Genomic DNA, 24,074 nt, shown 5'->3' on the forward strand with positions numbered 1-24,074 from the left:
CGGTCAGTCCCGCTGTGCGGTGATCTCTTCGGTCAGGCGTACGAGGTCGTCCCGCAGCGCCTCGAGTTCCCGCAGTCGCATGCCGGTCGCGCCGGAGAGCTTGCGCGGCACGTCGGTCGCCCTGGCCCGGAGCGCGCTCCCCGCGTCCGTGAGGTGGACCCGGACGGCGCGCTCGTCGTCCGCGCACCGCTCCCGGCGCACGAGCCCGTTCGCCTCGAGCCGTTTGAGCAACGGGGAGAGGGTGCCCGAGTCCAGGTCGAGCGCCTCGCCGAGCTCCTTGACCAGCGCGGGCCCGCGCTCCCAGAGCACGAGCAGCACGAGGTACTGCGGGTAGGTGAGGCCGAGCGCGTCGAGCGCGGGCCGGTAGAGGTTGATGACCGCCCGCGACGCCGCGTAGAGCGCGAAGCACACCTGCTTCTCGAGCTTCAGGTCCTCGGCCGTCACGTCAGATACATTACGCACAATTCAGTTGTGCACAATCCAATGTGCCGCGGCTCACCCCACCCGCTATTGAGCACGCTGCCAATAGTGCCTCTAGGCTCTGCGCATGGGTCGTGTCCGATGGTGGTTACCGGCGTTGCTCGTGGTCGTCTGGCTCGCCATCGGCGGGGTCGGCGGGCCGTTCGCGGGCAAGCTCGCCGACGTGGCGAAGAACGACAACGCGTCCTTCCTGCCGGAGTCGGCGGAGGCGACCGAGGTCGAGCACCTGCAGCGGCGGTTCAGCGAGAAGCAGGTGCTGCCCGCGGTGGTCGTCGCCGAGCGGAAGTCCGGGATCACCGAGGACGACCTGCGCTTCCTCGCCGAACGCGGTGCGGCCCTCGCGGACGTCGAGGGGATCGCCGGGCGCGCGATGCCGCCGGAGCGGTCGGAGGACGACCAGGCCGCGCAGTTCGTCGTGCCGATCGCCGCCGACGGGGGCGAGCCGGACAAGGTCGTCGCCGACCTGCGTGCCGAGCTCGCCGAGGGCACACCGGACGGGCTGACGGTACTGGTCACCGGGCCGGGCGGGCAGATCGGCGACCTCGTCGTCGCGTTCGGCGGCATCGACGGGCTGTTGCTGCTGGTCGCCGGGCTGGTCGTGGCGCTGATCCTCGTCGTCGTGTACCGCAGCCCGCTGCTGCCGTTGATCGTGCTGCTGTCGGCGGTGTTCGCGCTCGGGGTCGCCGCGTTCGTCGTCTACCAGCTCGCCGACCACGACGTGCTGACGCTCAACGGCCAGAGCCAGGGCATCCTGTTCATCCTGGTCTTCGGCGCGGCCACCGACTACGCGCTCCTGCTGGTGTCCCGGTTCCGCGAGGAGCTGCGCGACATCGACGACAAGTACACCGCCATCCGCACGGCGTGGCGCGCGACCCTCGAGCCGATCGCCGCGTCGGCGGGCACCGTCGTGCTCGGGCTGCTGTGCCTGCTGTTCAGCGACCTGCGCTCCAACCAGGGCCTCGGCCCGGTCGCCGCGATCGGCATCGGCGCCGCGCTGCTCGCCTCGCTCACGTTCCTGCCCGCGGTGCTCGCGCTCGTCGGCCGCGCCGCGTTCTGGCCGTTCCGCCCCAGGCACGGGTCGGAGAAGCCGGAGCACCGCGGGTTGTGGGGGTGGATCGCGCGGCACGTCGGCGCCCGGCCCCGGCTGATCTGGATCGTGACGACGGTCGTGCTGCTCGCGGGGGTCGCGTTCGTGCCGCAGCTGAAGGCGAACGGCACCGCGCAGTCGGACATCTTCCTGACCGAGGTGGACTCCGTGCGCGGCCAGGACATCCTGTCGGCGCACTTCCCCGGCGGCTCCGGCTCGCCCACGGTGATCATCGCCAACGCGGCGCAGGCCGAGGAGGTCGTCAAGGCGGCCACGGTGGACGGGGTGGCGCGGGTGGTGCCGACGGGGGAGAAGGACGGTCTCGCGCTGCTGCAGGCCACCCTGACCGACCCGGCCGACTCCGAGGCTGCACTGTCCACTGTGGAACGCATCCGCGCCGCCGTGCACGACGTGCCGGGCGCGGACGCGCACGTCGGCGGTCAGACCGCGATCCAGCTCGACGTGCAGACCGCGTCCCGCCACGACCGCACGCTGATCATCCCGATCGTGCTCGTGGTGATCTTCCTGGTCCTCGCGCTGCTGCTGCGCGCGCTCGTGGCCCCGCTCCTGCTGATCGCGACGGTCGTGCTGTCGTTCGCGGCCACGATGGGCGTGTCCGCGATCGTGTTCAACCACGTCTTCGACTTCCCGGGTGCCGACCCGGCGATACCGCTGTTCGGCTTCATCTTCCTGGTGGCGCTGGGCATCGACTACAACATCTTCCTGATGACCAGGGTGCGGGAGGAGGCGCTGGAGTCCGGCACCCGCAAGGGCACGCTGCGCGGTCTCGCGGTGACGGGCGGCGTGATCACGTCGGCCGGCGTGGTGCTGGCGGCGACCTTCGCGGCGCTGTCGGTGATCCCGGTGCTGTTCCTGGCCCAGATCGCGTTCATCGTCGCGTTCGGCGTCCTGCTGGACACGATCGTGGTCCGCTCCCTGCTGGTCCCGGCCCTGACCATCGACATCGGCAAAAAGATCTGGTGGCCGGCCAAACTGAGCCGCCAAGAAACCCCCTGACCCACCCCCCGGCCCTCGCGAGTCGCGCTCTCGCGCACACCGAGTTGCCGGTTTCGTGCAGGCCGGGTGGCCCGGCGTGTGCACGAAACCGGCAACTCGGTGTGTTCCTGGGCGTGACTCGCGCTGTTCGAGAGCGTGACTCGCGGGGGTCAGCCTGCTTTGGTGCGCGGGGTCAGCAGGGTTTCCGCAAACGTGCGCCACGTGTCGGCGCACTCGACGGCCATCCGCGCCACCGTGTCGCGCCAGTGCGGCGGGACGTTCGCCGCGATCTCGGCCCACTTCTCCGGCGGCACCGAACGGGCGTCGAGCAGCCGCAGCAGCGTCCGGCCGGTCTCCGAGAACCGCAGCGTCGGGTCGCTGCGCAGCCGCGTCACCAGCGTCGCCGGGTCCGGGCTCGGCGGGGGACCGGCCTCCGCCAGCCTGCGGCGCACCGACCTGGCGGTCTCCGGGGAGATGCCCGCCCGGCGCGCGACCTCGCGCAGCGACAGGTCCGGCTCGGTCAACAGGATCGCGCGTGCCACCCGGCGCCGCTCCAGGCTGTTGACCGGCCGCAGCTTGCCGTCGTGCCCGAGCCGCACGTCCGGCGCTGGCTCCGGGCGTTCCCGGCGGATCCGCGCGACGGTCGCCGCCGACAGCCCGGCGACCTTGGCGATCATGCGGTCGGACCAGTGCGCGTGCGAGGCCATGATGCGCGTGGCCGCCGCCTTGCGGTCGGCGAGCGACAGCGGCAGGCCGTGCGTCACGTTCGTGCGCACCGCCAGCACGAACGCCTCGTCGTCGCCGCCGTCGAAGAACCGGACCGCGATCCGCTCGTCGCCGCGCATGCGTGCGGCTCGAAGCCGGTGCATGCCGTCCACGACCCGCATGTCATCGCGGCGGACGATGATGGGTGGTAACTCGCCGTCGGTGTCGGCCAGCGTGCGGACGTGCTCGAGGTTCTCCCCGCTCTGGCGGGGTGAATGGCCGCCGCGCACCTCCGACACCGCGACCATGGTGACAGGACCGTCGACATCGAACGGCATGTCGGCCCCCCTGGAAAACGGCGGCCCTGCTCGGGCCGCGGTCGAGAAGCAAACGTTCCCTACGACGTTTCCAGCCCGCGGTCCTCGCCGCCAGTGACGGATTCACGGAACGCACGGGATCTGTTCCCGGCTGTATTCGCACACCGTATCGATCCGAGCGCCGACCAAGCGTGACGCCGCAGGTAGAAGGCGTACGGAATGGACTGTGGACCTCACCCGGCCAGGTGAATACCCCTGGTCCGAAGTGTGGCAGGTCACAGAGTGGGTACAGGCTTTCTCTAACGCGCGTCCAGAGGGGACGTGCCGTCACGCCTGGAAGGAGGCGATGGCGTTGCAGAGTTCCAACCTCGCGGCCGTCGATTTCGGTCAGGGGATTTCGAACGCGTGGAGCACGATCGCCACGTTCGTGCCCAAACTGCTCGCGTTCCTGTTGATCCTGTTCATCGGCTGGCTGATCGCCAAGGCGCTCAGCAAGGTCGTCGACAAGGTCCTCGAACGGGTCGGGTTCGACCGTGTGGTGGAACGCGGCGGGATCAACCGCATGATGTCCCGGAGCAAATACGACGCATCGGACATCATCGCGAAGCTCGTGTACTACGCCGTGCTGCTGATCGCCCTCCAGATGGCGTTCGGCGTGTTCGGCCCGAACCCGGTGAGCGCCATGCTGACCGGCATCGTGGCGTGGCTCCCGAGGGCCGTCGTCGCGATCGTCATCGTCGTCGTGGCCGGTGCGGTGGCCCGTGCCGTCAAGGACCTGGTCACGGGTGCGCTCGGCGGTCTGTCGTACGGCAGGCTGCTCGGCACCCTCGCCTCGGTGTTCATCTGGGGCCTGGGCATCATCGCCGCGCTGAACCAGATCGGCGTCGCGACCTCGGTGACCACCCCGGTGCTGATCACGGTCCTCGCCACCATCGGCGGCATCGCGATCATCGGCGTCGGCGGCGGCCTCGTGCGGCCGATGCAGCAGCGGTGGGAGACCTGGCTGAACCGCGCGGAGAACGAGTTCCCGCAGGCCAGGGCGGCCGCCGAGGCGTACCAGCGCGGCAAGGAGGACGCGACCCGCGCCGGCGCGCCCACCACCACCCGCACGGAGCACATGGCCCACACGGGCGGCGGCGCCCACAGCGGTGCGCACAGCGGTGCCCACAGCGCCCAGACCGGCCCGATGCCGGGCGGCACGGCGGGGGCGCAGGGCATGCAGCAGCAGCGCATGCCGCAGGGCTACGAGCAGTACCCGCAGAACCCCGGCTACCCCCAGCAGGGCGGCACCCTGCCGCCCAACCGTCCGCAACAGTGACCCGACCTACCCGGCGGCGGCCCGTGAGCCCATCCGGCTCCCGGGCCGCCGCCGAGTTGTCCACAGCCACACCGGTTGTCCACAGCCCCACCGCTCCGAGCCGGGAATGTCAGCCCCCACTGGTAGACTGGCAAGGCGGGTGGCCCCCGGGAACGGGTGGGGCCTGCCGTACGTACTGGGGGGCACGTTTTCGCAGGTCAGCGGCTTGCCGGGGTCGCGTTCCGCTGGCGCTTTCGGGGTGTTGCGTGTCCGGAAAGGCGCTGGGGCGTCGCGGTCCGGGGCTGCCCGGAGAGCACGCGGTTGAGACCCAGCACCGCGCTCAGGACGAACCCGTCAGGCGAGCGACGGCAGGTCGTCGGTTCTCGTGACCGGGTGGCCCGGCAGGACGTTCCTCGCGAGTGAGCACACCGCCAGCAGCCGCACGTGGAACCAGCTCGCCGTGCGCCACTCGGTGACGTCGACCGGGATCCGCAGGGTCAGGCCGCGCTCCCGGATGTGGTCCTGGATGCCCTGCGCGTAGCCCGCCAGCAGGACCGCGCCGGCCACCGTCGCGCCCGCTTCCACGCCCGTGGTCAGGATGTCGCGGACCGCCGCGGAGTGCTGGTCGAGCACCGCCGCGAGGCCGGGGACGGACGCCGCGGCCACCAGGCCCGCCGTGCCCAACTGCTCGTGGAGACGTTCGAGCGTTCGCCGTGCCGACCGTTCGAGGCGCCGGACCCCCATGAAGATCACCCACTATCAATCGAAAACCACCCGCGTGTGTATCACGCCGAGTAGCTAAACCGATTGTGGAAGTGTTCCTCACCACATCGCGACACCAGTAGGGTGCGAGTGCATGAAGCTGCTGCGAGGGATCCTCACCGTGACCGTCGGCTTGCTGGGCGTGGTCGCGCCGGTGTCGGCGGCCGCTGCCGCACCCGCCGATCCGCCGGTCAAGCACTGCGAGTTCGTCCCGACCCCGGACAAGCCGGCGGCCAAGCCGGTGCGCCCGCCGCGGCCGGTGGCGTCCACCCGTGGGACGGCCACGGTCTACCTGCGGACCAACTACGGCCCGGTGGTGATCGACCTCGACCGGGGGAACGCGTCCTGCGCGGTGCACAACTTCACGCACCTGGTGCGGAGCCTGTTCTACAACGCGACGCAGTGCTTCCGGCTGACGAACTCCGCGCGCCTCGGCGTCCTCCAGTGCGGCGACATCCACCGCGTCGAGGAGGGCGGGCCCGGGTACCGGTTCGCCGACGAGGTGACGGGCGCCGAGACCTACCCGCGTGGCACGGTCGCGATGGGCAACCAGGGGCCCGGCACCAACGGCAGCCAGTTCTTCATCGTGCACTCGCACGCGAACATCGCGCCCGCGTACTCGGTGCTCGGCCGGGTCACGCACGGCATGGCGACCCTGGACCGCATCGTCGCCGCCGGCATTGCCGACGGCGCGACGGATGGACTACCGAAGTACCCCGTACGGATCCACTTCGCATTCCAACTGCGGTGACAAATGGGATGCGCTGATTTATCCGAGCAGATCGTCAGCGTTTCCCGGATGTCGGGACGAGATGCGCGTCACGTTGACACGAACTCGTCCCATGCGGCGTCGACTATGGATTAGTCGCCGTGTCGCGGTTCGGGGAGGTGGGCCGCGTACTGCTCGGCCTCGTGCCGGTTCTGGCTGACGTCCAGCCACGCGCGGCTGTTCTGGTCGTACACGGAGTACGTCCAGATGCAGTCGTCGTTCACGTAGCCCGATATCGCGCGGTGCGAGGGTTCGGACATCGCGTTCTCCTGAAGAATCGGCGGAATGTGTGTCTCATGATGCGACATTCGGAACTCCGTCGCGAGTGGTGTCACCCGGACGGCGGGCATCAGGATAACAGCATGACAATCCGTGTTCGCTAGTGCCGATGCAAGTGCGCGGGGCAATTGTCAAATGGCACCAAAAGATACCGGCAATAGCCGACAGGATTTACGAGCCGAATCCCATCAGGATACAACCGCGACACGACCGGCAGCTGCCGCCGGTGCGGCCCGCCCCGGTCGCACCATGGCGGGCAGCGCGACGCACGAGGTCAGGCCGCCGATGATCATGAGCACGGTGCTGCCGGAGCCGATCAGCAGCGCGCCGGCGAAGAACGCCGCCGCGGCCCAGTACGGCATTTGCCGCCGCGCCGCCGAGGCCACGGCCAGTAGCGCGACACCGGTGAGACCGAGAGCCGGGACGGCGCCGTAGAAGAACGCCTCGAATCCGGGTAGCTCCTGGATCGAGCGGGAGATCGCGGACATCTCGCTCCGCGCCCCCGCGCGGAATCCGACAATCAGGTCAATCACCATCTGACCGGTCATCGCGACCGTGCCGACGACCCCGGCGAGTGCGACCGCGCCGACCACGACCCGCTCGAGCCGGAGTCGGGCCGCGTCCCGGACCCGCGACCAGAGAGTCGCGATCACGACGAACATCGCCAGGTTGCCGATGACGTACGCGAGGTGTGCGGCCGTCCACAGGGGGAGCGCGATCGTCCAGTCCAGATCGGGGTGGGGTTTCCAGCCGAGCTTCATGCCCAGCACGCCGAGCAGGAGGAACAACGGCGCGGCGACGAACGCGGTTCTGATCATGGACGGTTCTCCCCTTGTTCCGGTGGCGGGGAAAACCGTGGCACCGCGTGCGGCACGCCACATCCGGGGAAGGCCCTCGATCCTCCCCCTAGGGGACGCCGCCCGGGTTTGGTCACTTCGGGTACGCGTCCACTTGGGAGCGTTTCACTGGTCCGGATGGGGGTACACCCGTCCGGTCAGCTACGCCTGCGCTCTGGTGGGGGCAGGCGTTTGCCCAGGTCGGAGGGAAATCATGACGTCGGCTCATGCGGACGGCACTGCCGGTCGGGTGGCGGAACCCGATGCCAAGACACTGCGACGGGCGATATCCGCGTCCGCTATCGGCAACATGACCGAATGGTTCGACTACGGGGTCTACGCGTACACCGCGGTCTACATCGGTGACGCGTTCTTCCCGAGCGAGAACGAGACGGCGTCCACACTCGGCAGTCTGCTCGTCTTCGCGGTGTCCTTCCTCATCCGCCCGCTCGGCGGCATGGTGTGGGGACCGCTCGGCGACCGGCTCGGCAGGCGGAAGGTCCTCGCGACCACGATCCTGCTCATGGCCGCGGCGACCTTCTGCGTCGGCATCCTCCCCGGCTACGTCACCATCGGCATCCTCGCGCCGATCGGCCTGATCGTGCTCCGGATGATCCAGGGCTTCTCGACCGGCGGCGAGTACGGCGGCGCGGCCACCTTCATGGCCGAGTACGCCCCCGATCGCAAACGCGGCCGCTTCGGGTCCTTCCTCGAGTTCGGCACGCTCGCCGGGTTCACGCTCGGCGCCACGCTCGTGCTGATCACCGAGCTGATCGTCGGCGCCGACAACATGGCCGACTGGGGCTGGCGCCTGCCGTTCCTCGTCGCCGCGCCGATGGGCCTCGTCGGGCTCTACCTGCGGAGCAAGCTCGAGGACACGCCCGTGTTCCGCGAGGCGGAGGCCGCGGGCAAGATCGACCACGAGGCCAAGTCGCACCTGCGCGACCTGTTCAAGTACTGGAAGCCGCTGGTCCTGCTGATGGGCCTGGTGGTCACGCTCAACATCGCGAACTACACGCTGCTCGCGTACATGCCCACCTACCTCGAGGGTGAGATCGGGCTCTCGTCGCGGGCGTCGCTCATCCTGATCATCATCGGGCAGACCGCCATGATGCTCGTGATCCCGTTCTCCGGTGCGCTGTCGGACCGGGTCGGCCGCAAGACCATGTGGTGGATCAGCATCATCGGGTTGTTCGTGCTGGCGATCCCGCTGTTCAAACTGATGGGCACCGGCTTCGTGCCGGCGATCATCGCGTTCGCGGTCCTGGGCTTGCTCTACGTGCCGCAGCTGTCGACGATCTCGGCGATGTTCCCGGCCATGTTCCCGACGAAGGTGCGGTACGCGGGCTTCGCCATCGCCTACAACGTGTCCACGTCGCTGTTCGGCGGCACCGCGCCCGCCGTGAACCAGGCGCTGATCAACTCCACCGGCGACCAGCTCATGCCCGCCTACTACATGATGGCCGCCTGCGTGGTCGGTGCGATCGCGCTGTGGTTCGTGCCGGAGACGCGGGCGTGCTCCATCCGCGGCGACGGCATTCCGGGCATCGACACCAAACCGCAGATGGCGCCGGTGAAGCTCAAGGCCGGGGTTTGACCTGGAGCGTGCTCCACGTCGTACCGTCGCGGTATGGCAGCAACTGACCAGCACAAGATCGGCTCGGGATTCGGTTTCACCAGCACGGCGGCCGAGGTCGTCGACGGGATCGACCTGACCGGCAAGCTGGCGGTGGTCACCGGTGGGTACTCGGGGATCGGCATCGAGACGACGAAGGCGCTCGTGCACGCGGGCGCCTTCGTCGTCGTGCCTGCCCGGCGCACCGACACCGCGGCCGCCGCGCTCGCCGGACTGTCCAATGTGGAGGTAGCGGAGCTGGACCTCGGGGATCTGGCCTCCGTGGCGGCGTTCTCCGAGAAGTTCCTCGCCTCCGGCCGCGGTATCGACATCCTGATCAACAACGCCGGGATCATGGCGTGCCCGGAGACGCGGGTCGGGCCGGGCTGGGAGGCGCAGTTCGCGACCAACCACCTCGGCCACTTCGCGCTCGTCGGCCGGCTGTGGCGAGCGCTCTCCCCGGGGGCGCGCGTGGTCGCCGTGTCCTCCGCCGCGCACCGGCACTCCGCCATGCGCTGGGACGACGTGATGTTCACCGGCGGCTACGACAAGTGGAAGGCCTACGGGCAGAGCAAGACCGCGAACGCGCTCTTCGCCGTCCACCTGGACGAACTCGGCAAGGACCAGGGTGTCCGAGCGTTCTCCCTGCACCCCGGCGGCATTCACACGCCGCTGCAGCGGCACCTCACGCAGGAGGAGCTGATCGCCCTCGGCGTCCTGGACGAGAACGGCAACGACATCCCCGGCCGGTTCAAGACACCGGAGCAGGGCGCCGCGACCCAGGTGTGGGCCGCGACGTCGCCGCAGCTCGCCGACCTCGGCGGCCTGTTCCTCGAGGACTGCGACGTCGCCGGGATCCGGGAGAGCGACGAGATGACCGCCAAGGGCGTCTACCCGTACGCGGTGGACCCCGACGAGGCCGCCCGGCTGTGGGCGTACTCGGTGGAGCTGACCGGGGTGGACGCCGTCACACGCGGATGACGGCGAAGGTGTCCGGGGCGAGGGTGACGCCCTTGTCCCGGACCTCCGCGGTGCCGAGAAGCGGCTCCGGACCGTCCACTGTGACCTCCGCGGTGGTCGTGCCCAGGTTCACCAGCACCCGCAGCGCACCGCGGTGCAGCACGAGCGCACCGTCCACCTGCTCCACCCGGTAGCGGTCCAGGCGCGGATCGGCCAGCTCGGGGTGCTCGCGGCGCAAGGCGATCAGCGCGCGGTAGGTGTCGTACACCTCCCGGTGCGCTGGGTCCGCCAGCTCGCCCCACGGCAGCGTCGACCGCACGACCGTCGCCACGTCCATCGGGTCCGGTACCTCCGAGGCACCCCAGCCGTGTTCGGCGAACTCCTCGCGGCGACCGTCGCGCACCGCCCGCGCCAGCTCCGGGTCCTCGAAGGACGCGAAGAACTGCCACGGCGAGCTCGCCGCCCACTCCTCGCCCATGAACAGCATCGGCGTGTACGGCGACGTCAGCACGATCGCCGCGCCGCACAGCTGACGCGCCGGGGAGATCGTCGCGGTGAGACGGTCGCCCTGCGCGCGGTTGCCGATCTGGTCGTGGTTCTGCAGGTAGGCGAGGAAGCGGTGGCCGGACACGCGGGAGCGGTCGAACGGGCGGCCGTGCGTGCGCTGCCGGAACGACGACCAGGTGCCCGCGTGGAAGAAGGCGTGCTCCAGGGTCTTCTCCAGCGCGCCCGGCGCGCCGAAGTCCGTGTAGTAGCCCTCGACCTCGCCGGTGAGCGCGACGTGCAGCGCGTGGTGGATGTCGTCGCACCACTGGGCGGTCAGGCCGTAGCCACCCGCGTCGCGGGAGGTCACCAGCTTGGCGTCGTTGAGGTCGGACTCGGCGATCAGGGAGAGCGGTTTCCGAAGCCCGGCGGCCAGTGCGTCCACTTCGGACGCCAGCTCCTCCAGCAGGTGCGTCGCGCCCTTGTCCACCAGTGCGTGCACGGCGTCGAGGCGCAGGCCGTCGACGTGGAAGTCGCGCAGCCAGCCCAGCGCGTTGTCGATGACGTACCGCCGGACCTCGTCGGAGAGCGGGCCGTCGAGGTTGAGCGCGGGACCCCAGATGGTGCGGCCCGCGAAGTACGGGCCGAACCGGTCGAGGTAGGCGCCGGACGGGCCGAGGTGGTTGTAGACGACGTCGAGCAGCACGCCGAGACCGCGGCGGTGGCACGCGTCGACGAAGCGCTTGAACGCGTCCGGGCCGCCGTAGGGTTCGTGCACCGCGCCCCACGCGACGCCGTCGTACCCCCACCCCGCGGTGCCGTCGAACGCGTTGACCGGCAGCACCTCCACGAAGTCGATGCCCAGGTCGACGAGGTGGTCGAGGCGCTCGAGCGCGGCGTTGAACGTGCCCTGCTCGGTGAAGGTGCCGACGTGCAGCTCGTAGATCACGCTGCCTGCGAGCGCTCGCCCGGTCCAGCGGTCGTCGGTCCAGTCGAACGCGTCGTGCGAGTAGCGGCGCGACGGGCCGTGCACGCCCGCGGGCTGCCAGGCGGAACGCGGGTCGGGGAGCGCGGTGTCGTCGTCGTCCAGGAGGAACGCGTAGTCGGTGCCGTCGCCCGTGCCGGGGACGTCGGCGTGCCACCAGCCGCCGTCGTCGCGGGTCATGTCGTGGATGGCCGGGCCGATCCGGAGGCGCACGCGGTCGCGTTCGGGGGCCCAGACGGAGAAGTGGCTCAACGGTTTCCTCGCAGCAGGAGGGCGACGGGGTAGTGGGAGAGCAGGTCGGCGAGGACCGCGCAGCGCGGCTCGGGGCCGGTGTCGACGGGGTTGCCGGTGAGCAGGTCGCGCCAGTTGCCCGGGCCGGCGGGCAGGGGGAGCACGCTCTCCCGCCACCCCGTCCTGGCCAGCGTGGCGGGCAGCCTGGTCGCGACGACGACCAGTTCGGGGCTGCGCGCGAACGCGAGCACGTGCTCGGCGGCCGGGCCCGCCGCGGCGAGCGGGCGGTAGCCGGTGAACAGGTCGGGCCGGTCGCGGCGCAGGCGCAGCACCTGCCGGACGACGTGCAGCTTGGCGGCGCCGGTGTCGTCGACGTCGGGGAGCCAGCCGTCCTCGAGGCGGCCGAGGAACCGCTGCCGCTTGGCGAAGTCGACCGGCCGCCGGTTGTCGGGGTCCACAAGGGACAGGTCGAACAGATCGGTGCCCTGGTAGACGTCCGGGATGCCCGGCCCGGCGAGCTGGACGATCTTCTGGCCGAGCGAGTTCGACCAGCCGGGCCCGGCGATCCGCGCCACGAAGGCCTCGACCTCGTCGCCGAGGTCCTCGATCACCCGGTCCGGCCAGGCGTGGATCTCGGCCTCGAAGTCCTCGTCGTGGTCGGTCCACGAGGTGCGGACCTTGGCCTCCTTGGCGGCCTTGTCGAGGTAGGCGCGGAGCCGGTCGGCGCTGATCGGCCAGGCGCCGACGAGCGACTGCCAGGCGAGGTTGTTCAGCGAGGGCTCGTCGATGCCGTGCTTGCCGGACCACCGCGTGACCGTCGCGGCCCACTCGTCGGGGATCTCCGAGAGCACGGCGAGCCGCGCCCGGACGTCCTCGGACCGCTTGGTGTCGTGAGTGGACAGTGTCGTCATGGTGCGCGGCCACCCGGCGGCCCGCGCGGCGGCGCGCGTGTGGAACTCGCCGGGCGTGACGCCGAACCGGTCGGGCGCACCACCGACCTCGTTCAGCGCGACGAACCGGTTCCACCGGTAGAAGGCGGTGTCCTCGACCCCCTTGGCGACGACCATGCCGGAGGTCTGCTGGATGCGGGTGGCCAGCTCCCCGCGCGGATCGCTGCGCACGGCGTGGTCGACGGTGTCGATGTCAGCGGCGAGGTGCGGGTTGCCCCGCTTCGCGGCGGCGACGGCGGTCGTCCAGTGGTCGTGGCCCTCGGGAAGGTAGGACCGGTAGACGGGAAAGGCGATCATGATCTCGGCGATCGCCTCGGGCGCCACGTTCGCGAGCGCGGCGATCCGCCGCATCTCGGCGACGAGCGAGGTACGCGTGATGAGCCGCCGGCACTCGGTCTCGACCTCGTGGAGGGTCGGCCTCCGGCCCCCGGTTTCCACGCTACCGGAAGGGACCGACAGTTCCGGGGAGTTGTCCACAGGCGCGGACCCGGCACTGGAGTTGTCCACAGCGCCCGCTCCGGCCGCGGATTCCTGTCGGTGCTCGCCGGTACGCTGGATTTCGGGGGGCCGGAGGCCGCGTTCCGCCGCGAGGGCGGCCTCTTCCTCGGTCTGGATGCTCGCCGCCGCGGGGGATCGAAGGCCATGACTCGCGGCGAGCGTTCCCCGTGCGCCCGAGTTGTCCACAGCCTCGGTTCCGGCTGCGGATTCTTGTCGGTGGTCGCCGGTACGCTGGATTTCGGGGGGCCGGAGGCCGCGTTCCGCCGCGAGAGCGACCTCGTGCGCGGCGTCTTCCGCGGTCGGGGTGCCAGCAACCGTTCCCTGCGGGTTGTCCACAGCCTGGGCTCCGGCGGCGGATTCTTGTCGGTGCTCGCCGGTACGCTGGATTTCGGGGGGCCGGAGGCCGCGCTCCGCCGCGAGAGCGGCCTCGTGCGCGGCGTCTTCCGCGGTCGGGGTGCCAGTAACCGTTCCCAGTGGGTTGTCCACAGCCTCGGTTCCGGACGCCGATTCCTGTCGGTGCTCGCCGGTACGCTGGTGATCGGGGGGCCGGAGGCCGCCCCCACCAAGGTTCGCCGCCAACGCGGTCAACGCGTGCTCGCCCGCGGGATCGACGAAAACTCCGCAGACCTCCCGCAACGCGTCGTACCCCGTCGTCCCGTCGACCGGCCACGACGCGGGCAGGGACTCGTCCACCGCCAGGATCTTCTCCACCACCAGCCACGCGTCCGGCGCCTCCGCGCGCAGCCTGCGCATGTACGCGCCCGGGTCGGCCAGCCCGTCGGGGTGGTCCACCCGCAGGCCCGCCACCTCCCCGGCCCGCACCCACCGCAGCACCTCACCGTGCGTCGCCTCGAAGACCGCCGGGTCCTCCACGCGCACGCCCGCCAGCGTCGTGATGTCGAAGAACCGGCGATACGTCAACCCGGCGTTGCCCTCGCGCCAGTTCACCAGCCGGTAGTGCTGCCGCTCGTGCACCTCCTGCGGAGTCCCGCCCGCCGTCCCCGGCGCCAGCGGGAACTCGTGGTCGTAGTACACGAGGCGGTCGTCGCGCACGGACAGGTCGTCCAGCGAATCCGAGCCCAGGACCGGCAGGAGGATCGGCCCGCGCGACCAGTCGACGTCGAAGTACGACGCGTACCGCGACTCGGGGCCGTGCCGCAGCACGTCCCACCACCACGGGTTCGCCGACGGCACCTCCACCGACATGTGGTTCGGCACGATGTCGACCACCACCGCCAGACCCGCGGCCCGCGCGGCCGACACCAGCCGCCCGCGCGCCTCCTCACCGCCCAGTTCGGGGGAGGCCTTCGTCGGGTCCACCACGTCGTAGCCGTGGGTCGAGCCGGGTGACGCCGTCAGCAGCGGGGACGTGTAGATCGCCGAGACGCCAAGGCGGGCCAGGTAGTCCACAACGGACGCGGCGGCGTCCATGGTGAACGCCGGGCTGATCTGCAGGCGATAGGTCGACGCGATCACTCGCCGGCCCTCGTGCGCTGCAACACGATCAGCGACCGGGCGGGCACCGGCACCACGGTGCCCGCCTCGAACGTGCGGCTCTCGCCCGTGCCGCCGCCGTTCGGTTCCAGCACCTCGCCGGTGCACGTGTCCACCACGATGGTCCACTCGGCACCGTAGCTGCCGTCCGGCAGCTTCGTCTCGATCTCGTCGTCGTGGGCGTTGAAGCACATCAGGAACGAGTCGTCGGTGACGCGCTCACCCCTGCGGTCCAGGTCGGGGATGCCCTCGCCGTTCAGGAACACCACGATGGACCGGCCGAAGCCCGACTCCCAGTCCTCGTCGGACATCTCCTCACCCGCCGGGGTGAACCACGCGATGTCGCGCAGCTCCTCGCCCTTGCGGATCGGCCGGCCCGCGAAGAACCGGCGGCGCCGGAACACCGGGTGGCTGTGCCGCAGGTCGACCACGCCGGTCACGAAATCGACCAGGTCACCGTTGGTCTCCAGCAGCGACCAGTCCACCCAGGACAGTTCGTTGTCCTGGCAGTACGCGTTGTTGTTGCCCTGCTGCGTGCGGCCCATCTCGTCGCCGTGCAGCAGCATGGGCACGCCCTGCGACAGCAGCAGCGTCGCGATCATGTTCCTGCGCTGGCGGGCCCGCAGCTCGGTGATCTTCTCGTCCTCGGTCGGGCCCTCGGCGCCGTGGTTCCACGACCGGTTGTCGTTGGCGCCGTCGCGGTTGTCCTCGCCGTTCGCCTCGTTGTGCTTGTCGTTGTACGACACCAGGTCGTTGAGCGTGAACCCGTCGTGCGCGGTCACGAAGTTGATCGACGCGTACGGGCGGCGACCGTCGTCCTGGTACAGGTCCGACGAACCGGTGATGCGTGACGCGAACTCACCGAGCGTGGCCGGTTCGCCCCGCCAGAAGTCCCTGACCGTGTCCCGGTACTGCCCGTTCCACTCCGTCCACAGTGGCGGGAAGTTGCCCACCTGGTAGCCGCCGGGACCGACGTCCCACGGCTCGGCGATCAGCTTCACCTGGCTGATCACCGGGTCCTGCTGCACCAGGTCGAAGAACGTCGACAGCCGGTCCACGTCGTAGAACTCGCGGGCCAGTGTCGCCGCGAGGTCGAAGCGGAAGCCGTCGACGTGCATCTCGTTCACCCAGTACCGCAGCGAATCCATGATCAGCTGCAGCGTGTGCGGGTTGCGCACGTTCAGCGAGTTGCCGGTGCCCGTGTAGTCCATGTAGTACCGCTTGTCGTCCTCGACGAGCCGGTAGTACGCCTCGTTGTCGATGCCGCGCATCGACAGCGTCGGGCCGAGCTGGTTGCCCTCGGCGGTGTGGTTGTAGACCACGTCGAGGATCACCTCGATGCCCGCCTCGTGCAGCGTGCGGACCATGGCCTTGAACTCCTGGACCTGGTTGCCCGCCGCCGAGTGCGTGGCGTACTCGGCGTGCGGCGCGAAGTATGCGATCGTGTTGTAACCCCAGTAGTTCCGCAGGCCCTTCTCGATCAGCCCGTGGTCGTGGAGGAACTGGTGCACCGGCATCAGCTCGACCGCGGTGACGCCGAGCGTGTTCAGGTAGTCGATCATCACCGGGTGCGCGAGCCCCGCGTACGTGCCGCGCAGCTCCTCCGGGATGTCCGGGTGCAGCTTGGTGAGGCCGCGGACGTGCGCCTCGTAGATCACCGTCTCGTTGTACGGGATGTTCGGCGACCGGTCGTTCGCCCAGTCGAAGAACGGGTTCACCACCACGCCGAGCATCGTGTGCCCGGCCGAGTCCTCGTCGTTGCGGCTCTCCGGCTCACCGAAGTTGTAGCCGAACACCGCCTGGTCCCACGCGACCTGACCGGTGACGGCCTTCGCGTACGGGTCCAGCAGCAGCTTGTTCGGGTTGCACCGCAGGCCCTGCGCCGGGTCGTACGGGCCGTGCACCCGGTAGCCGTAGCGCTGGCCGGGGTTGACGTTCAGCAGGTAACCGTGGTGGACGAAGCCGTCGACCTCGGGCAGGCGGACGCGGGTCTCGTTGCCGTTCTCGTCGAACAGGCACAGTTCGACCCGCTCCGCGACCTCCGAGAACAACGCGAAGTTGGTGCCGGCACCGTCGTAGGTGGCGCCGAGCGGATAGGGAGAACCTGGCCAGGGCTGCACGCCTGCTCCTCACGAAAAGAATCGATTCTGTGCTCTACCACCGTAGAGCGCCGGTGTTGTGGCGCTACCGCCAACGGACTGTCAGTGGGGTGATACCCCGCCAGGCCGCGCGTCACGCAGCGCAGCGACGGAGGCCACCAATGTGGGATGCGCCAGCAGGTCGTCGACCTCCAGGGGGAGCGGTATTCGCCAGTTCGGGTATTCGTCGACCGTGCCGGGCAGGTTGGGTTGACGTGGCTCGCCGAGCGCGTCCTGCGGTGACGTGAGCAGGAGACGGCTCGCGGCCGTCGCCAGGAGCCGGTGCAAGGCGACGACCAGCTCCTCCTCCGCCGGGTCGTCCGGGAGCAGGCCGTGCGCGTTCAGTGCCGCCAGCATCTCCTGCTTCGCGGCCTCCGCGCGGGCGTACTCGCCGTCCGGGTCGCCGACCAGGCCCAGCTCGGCACGCACGCGCACGTTCTCCTTGCGGAGGAAGCCGGTGGTGGTCGGCAGGTCGTGGGTCGAGATGCTCGCCATGGCGTCGACGGGCCAGCGCTTCGGCGGCAGCAGCGGCTCGCCCGGTGCCTCGTCGTCGCGCTCGAAGTACAGGACGGACGAGCTGAGCACGCCCCGGTCGTGCATGGCGTCGGTGACCTCGTCGGGCACGGTGCCGAGGTCCTCGCCGACGACCATCGCGCCCGCCAGGTGCGCCTCGAGCGCGAGGATGCCGAGCATGGCGTCGGCGTCGTAGTACACGTACGTGCCCTCGCTGGCCGGGCGACCCGGCGGGATCCACCACAGCCGGAACAGGCCCGCGATGTGGTCGACGCGGATGCCGTCGGCGTGCCGCAGCACGCTGCGGATCACGTCGCGGAACGGCCGGTAGCCCGTCGCCGCCAGCCGGTCCGGGCGGAACGGCGGCAGGTTCCAGTCCTGGCCCTGCTGGCTGAACGCGTCCGGCGGCGCGCCGACGGTGACGTCCGAGGCCAGCACGTCCTGCAGCGCCCACGCGTCCGCGCCGGCCGGGTCGACGCCGACCGGCAGGTCGTGGACGATCTTCGCGGTGGTGGCGTCGCGGGCGGCGGTGAGCTGGCGTTCGCAGAGCCGCTGCAGCCAGGCGTGGAACGCGACGCGGTCGGCCAGCTCCGCGCGTGCCCTGGCCACCGCCGGGCTGTCCGGGCGGCGCAGGTCGGCGGGCCACTGCCGCCAGTCGGGGCCGTGGCGTTCGGTGAGCGCGCAGAACGTGGCGAAGTCGCGCAGGTCGTCCGGCACGTCCTCGGCGGTGCCCGGCCACAGCAGCTCCAGAGCGCGGTGCTTGGCGGTCCACACGGCGTCGTAGTCGATCAGTTCGGTGTGCGGCGGGGCGAGCGCGGCGACAGCGTCCCTGGTGGCGGGGTCGGCGCGGTGGAACTCGTCGAGCTCGGTGATCCGCAGGTAGATGGGGTTGGCGAAGCGGCGGCTCGACGGCGAGTACGGGGACCGCTGCACGGGCAGGGCGGGCGTGATGGCCTGCACCGGGTTGACGAGGACCACGCCCGCGCCGGAGGCGTTCGTGAAGTCGCGCAGGTCGGCGTAGTCGCCGATGCCCCACGAGCCGGGTGAGTGCAGCGCGTACAGCTGCAGCATCCAGCCCCACGCCGGATCGACCGGCGCGAGGCGACGCGGCGTGACGATCAGCTCCTGACCGTCATCGAGCCGGTGATACCCGAGTGGGGGAGTGTCCGGGCCTTCACGGACGACCTTCACCTTGGGTGGCGGCGGAGTGCTCTCGTCCACTCCCATCTCGGCGAGCACGGCACGCACGACGTCGTCCGCCACCTCGACCCGGTGGCGGTCGGCGTTCTCGTACCAGGTGGCAACTCCGTGCGCGCGGGCGAGCGCACTCAGCTGTTGATCCATCCGGTAAGGATGTCAGTGCATGCGCTGGTTCGGCACGGCGTGCAGGTCGTCACGGGCCGCGAGCAGGGCCGACCTGGCGTGCTCGGTGTCGGCCTGGTGCAGGCTGATGCGGGCGTCGCGCACCTGCCGCACGGCGGTGGCGATCCGGCAGGTCTCTCCCGCGGCCGCGGTCCACGCGAGCGCGGTGCGCAGGACGTCGTCGAGCTGGGTGAGGTCAGCGTCGCCCGCACCCAACCGGGTGAGCACGACGTCGACGGCGCGGCCGAGGCGCTCGCCCGGCACGGGCAGCGGCCGCTTGTGTACGGGTGGGACTCGTCTTGGGGACTGCACGGACAACTGTTGCTTGGTCACCGCGACCCTCCAGCTTGTTCAGGCGATGCCGGCAGGGGCCCCTGACAGTCCCGCGGCGTGCCCGAATACCCCGATCCTCGCACTCTTGAACCCGATAACCCAGTCCAAACCCAAATGATTGACCCCCGACACACAGAGTTAACGCCCCCCACACCGCGAGTCTCGCCCCCAGACCTCGCGAGTCGCGCTCGCAGGCACACCGAGTTGTCAGTTTCGTGCACATGCCCGGCGCGCGGCACCTGCACGAAACCGACAACTCGGTGTGTTCGAGAGCGTGACTCGCGAGGTGGGGGCGTGACCGCTATGTGTGGGTTTTCAGGGTGGTTCGGCTCAGGTGGTCGGCCTGGCGGGTGGTTTCCGGGAGGCGGTAGCGGGGGGAGAGGGCGAGGGTCAGGGTGCGGGCCGTGGGGAGGTCGATCTTGTGGCCTATCGACACGAAGACTGGTTTCACGTCTGGTTGGGTGCGCAGGGCGGCGCCTACCTCTTCGGTGCCGTCCACCACGGGGGTGGTCGCGCCGCGTGTCTGGGCGGGTGGGTCGTAGTCACCCATCGGGGTTTTCGCTACGCCGATCGTGGGGAGACCGGTTTCCACGCCCAGGTGGCACGCGAGCCCGAAGCGGCGCGGGTGGGCGAGGCCGTGGCCGTCGGCGACCAGCAGGTCCGGGGTGGTGCGCAGGCGTGACAGCGCCTCCAGCAGCGCGGGCAGCTCGCGGAACGCGAACAGGCCCGGCACGTACGGGAACGACGCCTCGCCGACCGCGGTCGCCGACTCCAGCACCGCACCGGACGCGACGTCGACCGTCACCACGGCCGCCGCGACCACCGGCGAGCCGACCGCGTACGCGACGTCCAGGCCCGTCGCCGTGCGGGGCGCGAAGCCCGGCGGTGGGGTCCTGATCACCGCTGGGGCCAGCGCCGACTGCAGCGCGACGGCCTCCTCGACGGTGGGCGGTACCAGCACCGGGCGACGATATCGGCCTCGAGCCACGTCCGGGTACAGGTCCGGCAGCGGCCCGGACCAGCGCGCGCGGACCGTGCGGACCCGCGGGTGGTGCCCGGGGCGCTGCAACAGTGGGCGACCCGGCCCCACCGTCGAGCGCCGCTCCGTCGACGACCGCCCGCCGGGCGTGGCGTTCGTCGACGACGAGGGTCGCGAGGTGCCGCTGCCGGACGTCAGATGCGTGCGGACAGCGGCCTGCCCCGGGTGATCACCGAGGACCGGGCCCTCGGCGACCTCTTCGTGAACAGCCTGCGGACGAAGGACGGGCGCCGGACCTGCGCGCCGCGCGCCGCGTGGCGGGCCTGCTCGAGGCGGTAGCTGATCTCGGCGTTGACGGCTTCCTGCGTGGTGAACATCGGTTTCTTCTCCTCGTTTCGGTGACAAGGAGAAGAGTCGTCCTGAGGCCGGGGTCCGGGCATCGGACGATCACGCACCAAACCCCTTACCCCGGGCCTCGGAGGGCGTCGGGATGCCTGGGTAAGGGGTCAGGCGCCGGGTAGGGCCAGCCACTCGGCCCAGCTGAGGTCCCTGCCGAGGTACCTGGGCTTCTCGAACGGCCAGACCCGCGCGATCCACCTCGGCACGAGGATGTCGAGCGCGTCCTCGAGCGGGGTGCCGACCTTCTCGTCGACGACCCACCAGCTGATCTCCGCGTCCGCGCCCGCCTTCTCCGGCGGGTCGATGTAGACGCAGCCGAACAGGGCGCTCTCGTCGAGGTTCAGCAGCGCGTAGTTGAACGACTCGTGGGCCGCGATCTCGCGCTCGTGCCTGGCCAGGTCCGCCCGGTCCTCCTCGATGGTCATCGTGGCGGGCGGCCAGCCCCAGGCCTCGCCGTAGATCTGCCACAGCCGCTCGCGCGAGCCCATCACGGCCGGGTAGTCGATCTCAGTATGAGACGCACTGATCGGCTTCAGGTGGTAGCCGTCGAGCACGGGCACACAGGTGGGATGCGTGAAGTCGTCGGGCAGCCAAGCCATGCACGTCAACTTACCCGGCCGGCCTCGCCCGGACGCGCATCCGCTCACCCTGTTTGCCGAACAGGATGAGGACCTCCACCGGTTTGTCGTCGGCCGAGCCGAACCAGTGCGGCACGTGGCAGTCGAACTCGGCGGCCTCACCCGGGGACATGGCGATGTCGTGCTCGCCGAGGAGCAGCCTGCCCCGGCCGCACAGCACGTAGAACCACGCGTAGCCCACGTGGGTCTTCTGCTCCACGGCCCTGCCCGGCGGGAAGACCATCTTCTGCGCCATGGGCCCGCCGGGGTGCCCGGTCAGCGGCACGACCACGCGGTCGTCCTGCCGCCTCGGCACGAGGCGGACCCTCGGGTCGCCCACCACCGGCGCGCCGACCAGCTCGTCGAGCGGCACCTGGTGGGCGACGGAGATCGGCAGCAGCAGTTCCAGGCTCGGCCTGCGCTGCCCGGACTCCAGCCGGGACAGGGTGCTCTTGGAGATGCCGGTCGCCGCGGACAGCTCCACGAGCGTGACGCCGCGCCGGTTGCGCAGCCGTCGCAGCCGGGGCCCGACCTCCGCCAGCGCGGCCGTGATCGTGTCGGTCATGCCGCCAGTCTTGTCCAGTCAGGCTCCCGGCGGTGGCGCCCAGCTCGTGCCGACCGCCCGCCGTGGGGGCGCGGGCAGCGGGTGCCTCACTCGAACCTCCCGGGTAGCGGCGCCAGGGGGAACGTGCGCCAGAAGTACGCGTCGGCGGCGTGCTGGTCGCCCGCGAAGTTGATCGCCTCGACGATCTCGCGGCCCGCGATGCGGAACGCGAGCACCCACGTGATGTCGAGGCCCTCCGGGGTGGTGCTCCAGCCGCGGTGCAGGTCGATCACCCAGTCGCCGTCGGCCGCCAGCGCGTACAGCTCGGCGCGGAAACCCGCGCGGCCCAACGCCGCGAAGAACGCGAGCACCTCGTCGACGCCCTCTTTCGTGCCGGAAAGCGGGTGGTGGCCGGGGATCGTCCACCGGATGTCGCGGTGGAAGAAGCGGCGCAGCGCGGTCAGGTCACCTGACGCGTAGGCCGCGTAGTACTCCTGGATCAACCTGATGTTGGGGTTCGTGGCTGCCGCGTCCGCGGTGCCGGTGGTGAGCGCGGTGGCGGCGGCGGTCGTCGCACCGGCGGCGATGATCTGTCGTCGTGTCGGCATGTCTCCAGGCAACCGGCGCGACCTCACCCGAGGCCAATACCTGTGCCCATACGTTTCGGGCATGGATGTCGACACGCGGGTGCTGCGGTACTTCGTCGCGGTCGCGGAGCGGTTGAGCTTCACCGCGGCCGCGCGGGACCTCTACGTCGCGCAGCCTTCGTTGTCGCGGCAGATCCGGCAGCTCGAGCAGCGCCTCGGGGTGGAGCTGTTCACCCGGCCCGACGTCCGGCTCACCGCGGCTGGGGAGCACCTGCTCGCCGCCGCGCGCAGGCACCTCGCCGACTGGCAGCACACGACCCGGCTGGTCCGGGCCACCGCCGCGGCCGACGGGAACGTGCTGCGGTTCGGGTTCGTCGTCGCGGGTGGTGGGGCGCTCGCGCGCCGGGCACGGGCCGTGTTCGCCGAGCGGACGGGGGCGACGGTCGAGCCCAAGCGGTTCGACTGGGGTGGCGAGCCGCGGGCGCTGCGCGACGGCCTCGCCGACGTGGCGTTCGTGTGGCTGCCCGCCGACCTCAGTGGGTTGCACAGTGAGACGGTCGAGACCGAGGATCGGCTGGTCGCTGTCGCGGCCACACATCCGCTGGTCGCGCGGCAGCACGTGAGCATCGCCGACCTGCGGGACGAGCCGATCGTGTGGACCAGGAAGGCCCCGGCGGAGTGGGTGGACTGGTGGGCGGTGAACCCGCGGCCCGACGGGTCGGAGCCCGTGTGGGGGCCGGAGAACGACAACGCCGACGAGATGCTCGAGCACGTCGCCGCCGGGACCGCGGTGTGCGTCGGGTCCGCGTCGATCGCCGAGTACTACCGGCACCCCGGCCTGGTGTGGCTGCCGATCACCGACGTCGAGCCGCTGCGGATCGTGCTCGCCTGGCCGCGCGCGCCGGTCAACCCGCTGGCCGGGGAGTTCGTGCGGGTCGTCCGGGGCCTGGTGCATGCTGATGGCCGTGGTCAGTGAGCTTCCGGACAGCGCGCGGCGCAACCCCGAGCTGAGGCGTGTCGCCATGCGGCGGCAGATCGCGGAGGCCGGGTTCGTGCGCGTCGACACGCTGGCCCGCGACTACGGCGTCAGCATCATGACCGTCCACCGCGACCTCGACGAGCTGGAGCGGCTCGGGTTCCTGCACAAGGTCCGCGGCGGCGCCACCAGCGCGCCGACCACCACCTTCCACGGCGACCTCGAGCACCGCATGCGGGCGCAGGTCGACGCGAAGCTCGCCATCGCCCGCGAGGTGCTGCGGTCCGAAGTGGAGTCCGGGCAGGTGGTCGCGCTCGACGACAGCACCACCTCGCTCGTGCTCGCGCGCCTGCTGCCGGAGAAGGCGCCGCTGACCGTCGTCACGCACTTCCTGCCGGTCATCCGCGCGCTCGCCGCGCAACCCGGCATCGAGCTGATCGGGCTCGGTGGCCGCTACGACGCCGCCTACGACTCCTTCCTCGGCCAGGCCACCGCCGAGGCCGCGGCCGGACTGCGCTACGACCTGCTGTTCCTGTCGACCACCGCGGTCGCCGACGGCGTCTGCTACATCCAGTCGCTCGACACCGTGATCACCCGGCGCGCGCTGATCGCGTCCGCGGCTCGCAGCGTGGCGCTCGTCGACCACACGAAGTTCGACCGCCGCGCGCTGCACCGGCTGGTCGGGCTGCGGGAACTGGACCGGGTCGTGGTCGACGACGCGACGCCGGAACAGGTGGTCCGCCGGGAGCGGGCCCGTGGTGCCACGATCGACGTCGTTGCTAAGTGATGTGAAGTTCGGCGACCCGTCAAACGTTTCAACCTGGGGATTCGCCGATGGCAGATCAAGATCAATGTTAAAAGTTGCGAAGTTCTCGGTGACGC

The 24,074-nt window shown here is 70.6% G+C and carries 22 protein-coding genes; 7 read left to right on the top strand and 15 right to left on the bottom strand.

Annotated elements, in window-relative coordinates; all coding sequences use genetic code 11:
• Positions 1 to 3 precede the first annotated feature (3 nt).
• Positions 4 to 444, bottom strand: a complete 441-nt coding sequence (locus tag ACYQ77_RS06905; protein ID WP_459708575.1) for a MarR family winged helix-turn-helix transcriptional regulator — start codon at positions 442 to 444, stop codon at positions 4 to 6.
• Positions 445 to 547: 103 nt separating this feature from the next.
• On the opposite strand from ACYQ77_RS06905, the gene ACYQ77_RS06910 reads away from it, so the two are divergent.
• Positions 548 to 2,584 carry an MMPL family transporter gene (locus ACYQ77_RS06910; RefSeq protein WP_459708576.1) on the top strand — a complete coding sequence of 679 codons (2,037 nt, stop codon included), beginning with the start codon at positions 548 to 550 and terminating at the stop codon, positions 2,582 to 2,584.
• Positions 2,585 to 2,733: 149 nt separating this feature from the next.
• On the opposite strand, the gene ACYQ77_RS06915 is transcribed toward ACYQ77_RS06910, so the two are convergent.
• Positions 2,734 to 3,606, bottom strand: coding sequence for a ParB/RepB/Spo0J family partition protein (locus ACYQ77_RS06915; RefSeq protein ID WP_459708578.1), 873 nt, complete (start codon positions 3,604 to 3,606; stop codon positions 2,734 to 2,736).
• A gap of 331 nt (positions 3,607 to 3,937) precedes the next feature.
• On the opposite strand from ACYQ77_RS06915, the gene ACYQ77_RS06920 reads away from it, so the two are divergent.
• Complete coding sequence (locus ACYQ77_RS06920; protein WP_459709738.1) at positions 3,938 to 4,903, top strand: mechanosensitive ion channel family protein; 966 nt, start codon at positions 3,938 to 3,940, stop codon at positions 4,901 to 4,903.
• Positions 4,904 to 5,236: 333 nt separating this feature from the next.
• Here the strand turns inward: ACYQ77_RS06920 and ACYQ77_RS06925 are convergent, their stop codons facing one another.
• Positions 5,237 to 5,626 (bottom strand): DUF6401 family natural product biosynthesis protein, encoded by a 390-nt coding sequence (locus ACYQ77_RS06925; RefSeq protein ID WP_459708580.1) that lies wholly within the window; start codon positions 5,624 to 5,626, stop codon positions 5,237 to 5,239.
• Between the two features lie 112 nt (positions 5,627 to 5,738).
• Here ACYQ77_RS06925 and ACYQ77_RS06930 point away from each other — a divergent pair, with 112 nt between their 5' ends.
• Complete coding sequence (locus ACYQ77_RS06930) at positions 5,739 to 6,395, top strand: peptidylprolyl isomerase (protein ID WP_459708581.1); 657 nt, start codon at positions 5,739 to 5,741, stop codon at positions 6,393 to 6,395.
• A 110-nt stretch (positions 6,396 to 6,505) separates the two neighbouring features.
• Here the strand turns inward: ACYQ77_RS06930 and ACYQ77_RS06935 are convergent, their stop codons facing one another.
• Positions 6,506 to 6,673: a hypothetical protein gene (locus ACYQ77_RS06935; RefSeq protein WP_459708583.1), complete on the bottom strand. Its 168-nt coding sequence runs from the start codon at positions 6,671 to 6,673 to the stop codon at positions 6,506 to 6,508.
• A 207-nt stretch (positions 6,674 to 6,880) separates the two neighbouring features.
• A complete protein-coding gene (locus ACYQ77_RS06940) occupies positions 6,881 to 7,510 on the bottom strand; it encodes a hypothetical protein (RefSeq protein WP_459708584.1) in 630 nt (209 codons plus the stop codon).
• Between the two features lie 328 nt (positions 7,511 to 7,838).
• Here ACYQ77_RS06940 and ACYQ77_RS06945 point away from each other — a divergent pair, with 328 nt between their 5' ends.
• Both ACYQ77_RS06945 and ACYQ77_RS06950 read left to right on the top strand, forming a co-directional pair.
• A complete protein-coding gene (locus tag ACYQ77_RS06945) occupies positions 7,839 to 9,125 on the top strand; it encodes an MFS transporter (protein ID WP_459708585.1) in 1,287 nt (428 codons plus the stop codon).
• 33 nt (positions 9,126 to 9,158) lie between these two features.
• Complete coding sequence (locus ACYQ77_RS06950; RefSeq protein ID WP_459708587.1) at positions 9,159 to 10,124, top strand: SDR family NAD(P)-dependent oxidoreductase; 966 nt, start codon at positions 9,159 to 9,161, stop codon at positions 10,122 to 10,124.
• Here ACYQ77_RS06950 and treZ read toward each other — a convergent pair.
• The 10 genes from treZ to ACYQ77_RS07000 form a co-directional block, all read right to left on the bottom strand.
• Positions 10,111 to 11,823 (bottom strand): malto-oligosyltrehalose trehalohydrolase, encoded by a 1,713-nt coding sequence (gene treZ / locus ACYQ77_RS06955; RefSeq protein WP_459708589.1) that lies wholly within the window; start codon positions 11,821 to 11,823, stop codon positions 10,111 to 10,113. The genes ACYQ77_RS06950 and treZ overlap by 14 nt on opposite strands.
• On the bottom strand, positions 11,820 to 14,681 hold the full coding sequence (locus ACYQ77_RS06960) for an alpha-amylase family glycosyl hydrolase (protein WP_459709740.1): 2,862 nt from the start codon (positions 14,679 to 14,681) through the stop codon (positions 11,820 to 11,822). Before ACYQ77_RS06960 ends, treZ begins: the two co-directional genes overlap by 4 nt.
• Before the next feature lie 41 nt (positions 14,682 to 14,722).
• Positions 14,723 to 16,864 (bottom strand): glycogen debranching protein GlgX, encoded by a 2,142-nt coding sequence (gene glgX / locus ACYQ77_RS06965; protein WP_459708590.1) that lies wholly within the window; start codon positions 16,862 to 16,864, stop codon positions 14,723 to 14,725.
• 81 nt (positions 16,865 to 16,945) lie between these two features.
• Positions 16,946 to 18,739 carry a 4-alpha-glucanotransferase gene (gene malQ / locus ACYQ77_RS06970; protein ID WP_459708591.1) on the bottom strand — a complete coding sequence of 598 codons (1,794 nt, stop codon included), beginning with the start codon at positions 18,737 to 18,739 and terminating at the stop codon, positions 16,946 to 16,948.
• Positions 18,740 to 18,751: 12 nt separating this feature from the next.
• Positions 18,752 to 19,090 carry a hypothetical protein gene (locus ACYQ77_RS06975; protein ID WP_459708593.1) on the bottom strand — a complete coding sequence of 113 codons (339 nt, stop codon included), beginning with the start codon at positions 19,088 to 19,090 and terminating at the stop codon, positions 18,752 to 18,754.
• A gap of 301 nt (positions 19,091 to 19,391) precedes the next feature.
• Entirely contained in the window at positions 19,392 to 20,051 is a 660-nt protein-coding gene (locus ACYQ77_RS06980) for an endonuclease V (RefSeq protein ID WP_459708594.1), read from the bottom strand.
• A gap of 212 nt (positions 20,052 to 20,263) precedes the next feature.
• Entirely contained in the window at positions 20,264 to 20,446 is a 183-nt protein-coding gene (locus tag ACYQ77_RS06985) for a hypothetical protein (RefSeq protein ID WP_459708596.1), read from the bottom strand.
• Between the two features lie 129 nt (positions 20,447 to 20,575).
• Positions 20,576 to 21,067, bottom strand: a complete 492-nt coding sequence (locus ACYQ77_RS06990; protein ID WP_459708597.1) for a GNAT family N-acetyltransferase — start codon at positions 21,065 to 21,067, stop codon at positions 20,576 to 20,578.
• 10 nt (positions 21,068 to 21,077) lie between these two features.
• Positions 21,078 to 21,650, bottom strand: coding sequence for an XRE family transcriptional regulator (locus ACYQ77_RS06995; RefSeq protein ID WP_459708599.1), 573 nt, complete (start codon positions 21,648 to 21,650; stop codon positions 21,078 to 21,080).
• Positions 21,651 to 21,736: 86 nt separating this feature from the next.
• Complete coding sequence (locus ACYQ77_RS07000; protein WP_459708600.1) at positions 21,737 to 22,237, bottom strand: nuclear transport factor 2 family protein; 501 nt, start codon at positions 22,235 to 22,237, stop codon at positions 21,737 to 21,739.
• A gap of 61 nt (positions 22,238 to 22,298) precedes the next feature.
• Between ACYQ77_RS07000 and ACYQ77_RS07005 the strand changes: the two genes are divergently transcribed.
• Both ACYQ77_RS07005 and ACYQ77_RS07010 read left to right on the top strand, forming a co-directional pair.
• Positions 22,299 to 23,192, top strand: coding sequence for a LysR family transcriptional regulator (locus tag ACYQ77_RS07005; RefSeq protein ID WP_459708602.1), 894 nt, complete (start codon positions 22,299 to 22,301; stop codon positions 23,190 to 23,192).
• The gene (locus ACYQ77_RS07010) at positions 23,182 to 23,979 is read left to right on the top strand and encodes a DeoR/GlpR family DNA-binding transcription regulator (protein WP_459708604.1); all 798 of its coding nucleotides are present in this window, start codon (positions 23,182 to 23,184) and stop codon (positions 23,977 to 23,979) included. The genes ACYQ77_RS07005 and ACYQ77_RS07010 overlap by 11 nt, the downstream gene beginning before the upstream one ends.
• Positions 23,980 to 24,074: the final 95 nt, after the last annotated feature.

The sequence above is a fragment of the Actinophytocola sp. KF-1 genome (assembly GCF_054661535.1).

Excerpts from the sequence above, each read along its gene's own strand:
- ACYQ77_RS06910 (WP_459708576.1), top strand. The coding sequence starts at position 548 with ATGGGTCGTGTCCGATGGTGGTTACCGGCGTTGCTCGTGGTCGTCTGG.
- ACYQ77_RS06915 (WP_459708578.1), bottom strand. The coding sequence starts at position 3,606 with ATGCCGTTCGATGTCGACGGTCCTGTCACCATGGTCGCGGTGTCGGAG.
- ACYQ77_RS06925 (WP_459708580.1), bottom strand. The coding sequence starts at position 5,626 with ATGGGGGTCCGGCGCCTCGAACGGTCGGCACGGCGAACGCTCGAACGT.
- ACYQ77_RS06930 (WP_459708581.1), top strand. The coding sequence starts at position 5,739 with ATGAAGCTGCTGCGAGGGATCCTCACCGTGACCGTCGGCTTGCTGGGC.
- ACYQ77_RS06935 (WP_459708583.1), bottom strand. The coding sequence starts at position 6,673 with ATGTCCGAACCCTCGCACCGCGCGATATCGGGCTACGTGAACGACGAC.
- ACYQ77_RS06940 (WP_459708584.1), bottom strand. The coding sequence starts at position 7,510 with ATGATCAGAACCGCGTTCGTCGCCGCGCCGTTGTTCCTCCTGCTCGGC.
- ACYQ77_RS06945 (WP_459708585.1), top strand. The coding sequence starts at position 7,839 with ATGACCGAATGGTTCGACTACGGGGTCTACGCGTACACCGCGGTCTAC.
- ACYQ77_RS06950 (WP_459708587.1), top strand. The coding sequence starts at position 9,159 with ATGGCAGCAACTGACCAGCACAAGATCGGCTCGGGATTCGGTTTCACC.
- ACYQ77_RS06960 (WP_459709740.1), bottom strand. The coding sequence starts at position 14,681 with ATGGACGCCGCCGCGTCCGTTGTGGACTACCTGGCCCGCCTTGGCGTC.
- malQ (WP_459708591.1), bottom strand. The coding sequence starts at position 18,739 with ATGGATCAACAGCTGAGTGCGCTCGCCCGCGCGCACGGAGTTGCCACC.
- ACYQ77_RS06985 (WP_459708596.1), bottom strand. The coding sequence starts at position 20,446 with ATGTTCACCACGCAGGAAGCCGTCAACGCCGAGATCAGCTACCGCCTC.
- ACYQ77_RS06990 (WP_459708597.1), bottom strand. The coding sequence starts at position 21,067 with ATGGCTTGGCTGCCCGACGACTTCACGCATCCCACCTGTGTGCCCGTG.
- ACYQ77_RS06995 (WP_459708599.1), bottom strand. The coding sequence starts at position 21,650 with ATGACCGACACGATCACGGCCGCGCTGGCGGAGGTCGGGCCCCGGCTG.
- ACYQ77_RS07000 (WP_459708600.1), bottom strand. The coding sequence starts at position 22,237 with ATGCCGACACGACGACAGATCATCGCCGCCGGTGCGACGACCGCCGCC.
- ACYQ77_RS07005 (WP_459708602.1), top strand. The coding sequence starts at position 22,299 with ATGGATGTCGACACGCGGGTGCTGCGGTACTTCGTCGCGGTCGCGGAG.